The following is a 4,172-nucleotide window of genomic DNA, read 5'->3' as shown; positions in this document are numbered from 1 at the left end:
GGGCGGCGGTGGTGTGGGCGTCGTGTTCGGCGGCCGGGTCGGGCGGGGCGTGCACGGGGACGCGGGCCACGCTGTGGGTGCTGCAGGCCGGCCGGCTCGACCGCCGCGCCGGCTGCTCCGCCTCCGCGTGGGCGCGCTCGGGCTCGTCCCGGTCGGCCGACCGGGACGGCTGGGCCGCCTCCGCCACCCTCACCCGCTGACGTTCCCCTCGTCGCGCCACGACCCGGTGCCGTCTACCAGCGCCGGGCCGGTGGTGCAGACATTGTCGCGCGCCACCCACAGGGCGGGCGAGCCCGACGGGCCGGAAACCGCGCGGATGCCGAGCACGGTGCCGTCGAAGGTGTTCGCGGTGGCGACCGCGTGCGGGCCGAGCCGGCCGGCGCAGAGCAGCCCCTGCACCGGGTAGCCGGGCTTGCCGTCGGCCAGGTCGACCACGGTGGACGACACGTCGAGGCGGTGGCAGTCCCCGACGTACACGCCCTGGTGCAGGAAGGCGGTGGCGGCCCGCGCCGGCGGCGCGATGGTGTTGCCGGTGATCCACACCCGGCGTACCGTCTCGCGCTCCTCGTCCGGGTCGCCGAGGGCGACGCTGATGCCGGTGAGCGCGCCGGTGACGGTGTTGTCGCGGACCCGCACGTCGGCGGCGGTGGTCCCGGCGACGGTGATGCCGGCGGTGGCCGTGGCCGTGGCGGCGAACTCCTCGGCGACCCGGCGCAGCCAGGCGGCGAACCGGGTCCGCTCGTCGAAGAACCGGGAGTCGGGGTTGTGCCGGACCAGGTCGTCGCGGACCACGTCCTGGAGCTCCTCGACGGTCTTGACCTCCTGGTCGCCGAGGTACGCGGTCCAGCCCTTCGGGTCGTCGATCTCGGAGCCGAAGCGCAGGTTACGGGTCTCCACCAGCGACGACCAGCCCTTGCGCAGGCCGAGCCCGTCCTCCCCGGCGAGCAGCGGGTGCACGGCCCGCCGGGCGATCCGGCGGGCGAAGCGGGGGTCGCGCAGCCATTCGAGGAACCGCTTGTCCGGGTCGGCGCCCGGGTCGGCGGTGGCCAGCACGTCGCAGCCGATGACGTCGCTGCGCCGGCTGTCGAGCACAAGAACGCCGGTCTGCGCGTGGCCCGCCTCGACCCGGCAGTCCCGGACCACGGCGCGCTCCACCGGCCGGCCGTCCTCGGTCCCGTCGCCACGGACGGTGATCGCGGCGGCCACGGCGGCCGGGGCGTCGCCCATCTCGGCCTGGACCCGTTCCACCAGCACCAGGCCGGTGCGCTGTACGTCGAGGGCGCCGTTGCGCTGGTCGCTCTCGGCGGGCACGGCCGCCACGGACAGGTCGCGGACCTGCACCTCGCCGCAGTCGACGAAGCGCAGCGCCGACTCGGCGGCGGAGACGATCCGGGTGGCGGAGCCGACCCCGGTGACCAGCACGCAGGACACCCCGGACAGCACCGCCGGCTCGCTCAGCGTCCACTCCCCGGCGGTCAGGCAGAGCGCCAGCGCGGTCACCCCGGACAGGTCGGCGAGGAGTTGCACCAGGTCGGTCTCGGGGCGGACCACCAGGCAGACCGTGCCGCCCTCGTCGCGGCGGCCGGTGACCCGCACCTCGGCGTCGACCGGGGCGTCGGCATCGTCGAGCCGGACCGCGGTGAGCACCCGGGTGGTCGGGCCGGTGCTGGGCAGCAGCCACCGTACGTCGATCTGGCCGCGGGCGTCGGTCTCCAGGACCACCTGGGTCGGGTCGGCGGCGGCGGGTACGCCGGCGGCCAGGTGCCCGTCGACGGCGGTGAACCGGACCCGGGCGCGGTGCACCGGGCGGCCGCCGTTGCGGACCACCACCCGCACCGGCTCGGGCAGCGGCTGCCCGGGCGGGGCCTGCTGCCCGTCGCCGCCGAGCAGGTCGAGGGTGACCAGATCGGTCAGCGGCGGGGTGAGCCGGCGGCAGTCCTCGTCGAGCGCCCAGCGGCCGGCGCCGCCCACGGTGGTGCGGCGCAGGATGCCGAGCACCGCGACGTGGTGCACCGGGCCCAGCGGCGGGCGGGCCAGCGGGTTGCCGAGGTCGTCGGTGGGCCAGTCGATGGTGCCGGAGAGGGCGCTGACGCCGTAGACCAGGCGGACCGTGCGGGCCGGGATCAGCCAGTGGTCGCCGACCCGGAAGTCGCCGGCGCCGAAGCGCACCTCGATGCCGGCGTCGTCGAGTTCGTCGGGGCTGGCGTTGGCGGCCTGGGCCGGACCGTCCCAGCGGCGCACGATCGGGGTGCGGCCGACCGCGGCGAGGGTGGCCGGCGCCCCCGCGGCCCACTTCACCGGCAGCGCCGTGCCGTCCGGGGCGCCGGCGGTGGCCAGGTGGCCCGGCCGGCCGTGCAGTTCCCGGTCGGGGCTGGTCACCTCGACGAGGTCACCCTCCCGGAAGGACAGTTCCTCGTCCCGGCCGACCCGGTCCAGGCCGAGTTCGGCGTCCATCCCGGCCGACGCGGCCGCCGCCGAGGGCGGGCCGATCGCGGTCAGCCCGGCCACCACACTGCCGTTCTCGCGGGAGTAGAGGTAGCGGGCGGTGCCGTCGGTGGCGACGTCGTGGACCTGGACGCGGTAGAGCTGGTTCTCCAGCCGCCGGTAGCCGCCGGAGCCGCTGAGCCGGCACGGGTCGGCGGTCGGGTCCACCTCGCGCAGTGCGGCGGTCATGGTGGGGGCGGTCCGGCCGCCCCACACCGGGTCGACAACGTCGGCGCAGGCCGTACCGGGGGCCACCTTGACCAGCCGGACCTGCCAGACCGTCCGGGCGCGGGTGGTGGTGTCCGGGCCGCCGAGGGCGGCCTCCCGCAGCCGGGGTGCCTGGTCGGCGGTGACGTGCTGGTCGGCGACGTCGAGCAGGACGGCGTACCGGCCGTCGGCGGTCGGCTCGGGCAGCCCGGGCAGGTCGCCCACCTTCGGCAGGTAGGGCTGGTCGGCCAGCTTGTGCCCGGCCCCGCCAGCGGGTGGAGCGGCGTCGACCAGCACCCCGTCCACGTAGTAGCGGCCGGGGGTGATCCGCAGGTCCGCCCAGGCGCTAGCGGTGGGGCTGGCTCCGGCGGCGTCCACCACGGCGAAGCCGGCCCTGTCGAGCGGCCCGCCGGCCGCACCGACGATGTCGCGGGTCCGCTCCTCGTCGTGCCAGGCGGTGATCTTCGTCTGCTCGTTCCACTCGGCGTCGAGCAGCATCCGGCCCTGCTGCAACAGCACCTGGCGGTAGCCGTCGCGCGGGTCGAACGTCCAGCGGGTGAAGTCTCCCTGCACGTCAACTCCCGAAGATCCCGAGCTCGATGCCGACCGGCCGGTAGGGGTCGAGCTGCCGTTGCGCCGCCCGCAGTCGCAACGGCCGCCTGAGGTGGTGGTGCACGCCCGGCTCGGCCCGGTCCTCGCCGCCCTCCCGGATCGCCACCGGGCAGGACCCCGCGAGGGCCGGGTACGCGGGCGAGGCCGGGTCGGTGGCCGCGTACACCGGGAGCGGGCCGGGTTCGCCGTCGGCCGGCACGCAGCGGTAGCGGCGCGGGGTGCGCGAGCCGGGGGCGACGTAGCTGAACCGCAGGCAGCCGACCTGGCGGTGGGCCACCTCCACCGGCCCGTCCAGCACGCAACTGCTGGCGTCGAGACTGCGGACCCGGACCGCGCCCCGGACCGTGCTGCCCTCCAGGCAGGCGTGCACACCCTCGCCGGCCAGCGCGGTCCCGCCGCCGGCCGTGGCGTCCAGCACGCAGGTGTCCACGGTGGCCATCGGGACGGTGGCGGCGAGCGTGACCGCGCCGGCCAGCACCCGGCTGAGCCGGAGCTGGAGCCGGCTGTTGGGCCGGCCGGCGGCCGACTCGACCCGGACCGCGCCGGTGACCGTGCCGTGCGCCACCGTGAGGTGGCCGAGCTGGCCGGGCGCGACGACCACGTCGCCCTCGACGAGCAGCCCGTCGACGAGCACGCTGCTGCCCGGCTCGCCGGTGATGCGCAGGCTGCCGCGCAGGTGCGGACGCAGCCCGTCGGGGGCGTACCGGCCGGGGACCGGGGCGAGCACCTCGCCGTCCGGGCGGCGGCGGGTCGGCCAGCCGGCGGCCACCAGCACCAGCCGGGTGCCGGCGGGCACGGTGACCGCGACGTCCCCCGGGTAGCTGGCGCTGTCGGCGACCGAGACGACGTACGTGCCGCCGCGGGTGGGG

At 77.0% G+C, this 4,172-nt stretch carries 3 protein-coding genes; all 3 read right to left on the bottom strand.

What is annotated here, in order from left to right:
* Positions 1-193, bottom strand: a 193-nt coding sequence (locus B0E53_RS33615; RefSeq protein ID WP_146167884.1) for a hypothetical protein, incomplete at its 3' end; no start/stop codon positions are given.
* Positions 190-3,264, bottom strand: a complete 3,075-nt coding sequence (locus B0E53_RS33610) for a DUF6519 domain-containing protein (RefSeq protein WP_107079613.1) — start codon at positions 3,262-3,264, stop codon at positions 190-192. The genes B0E53_RS33615 and B0E53_RS33610, both read right to left, overlap by 4 nt.
* Before the next feature lies 1 nt (position 3,265).
* On the bottom strand, positions 3,266-4,172 hold a 907-nt coding region (locus tag B0E53_RS38150), incomplete at its 5' end, for a hypothetical protein (RefSeq protein ID WP_210406319.1).

Source organism: Micromonospora sp. MH33 (assembly GCF_003013775.1).
Taxonomy (GTDB): Bacteria; Actinomycetota; Actinomycetes; order Mycobacteriales; family Micromonosporaceae; genus Micromonospora; species Micromonospora fulviviridis.
Note: the sequence above shows the minus strand (reverse complement) of the source record. Positions and strands in the feature narration are given on the sequence as shown.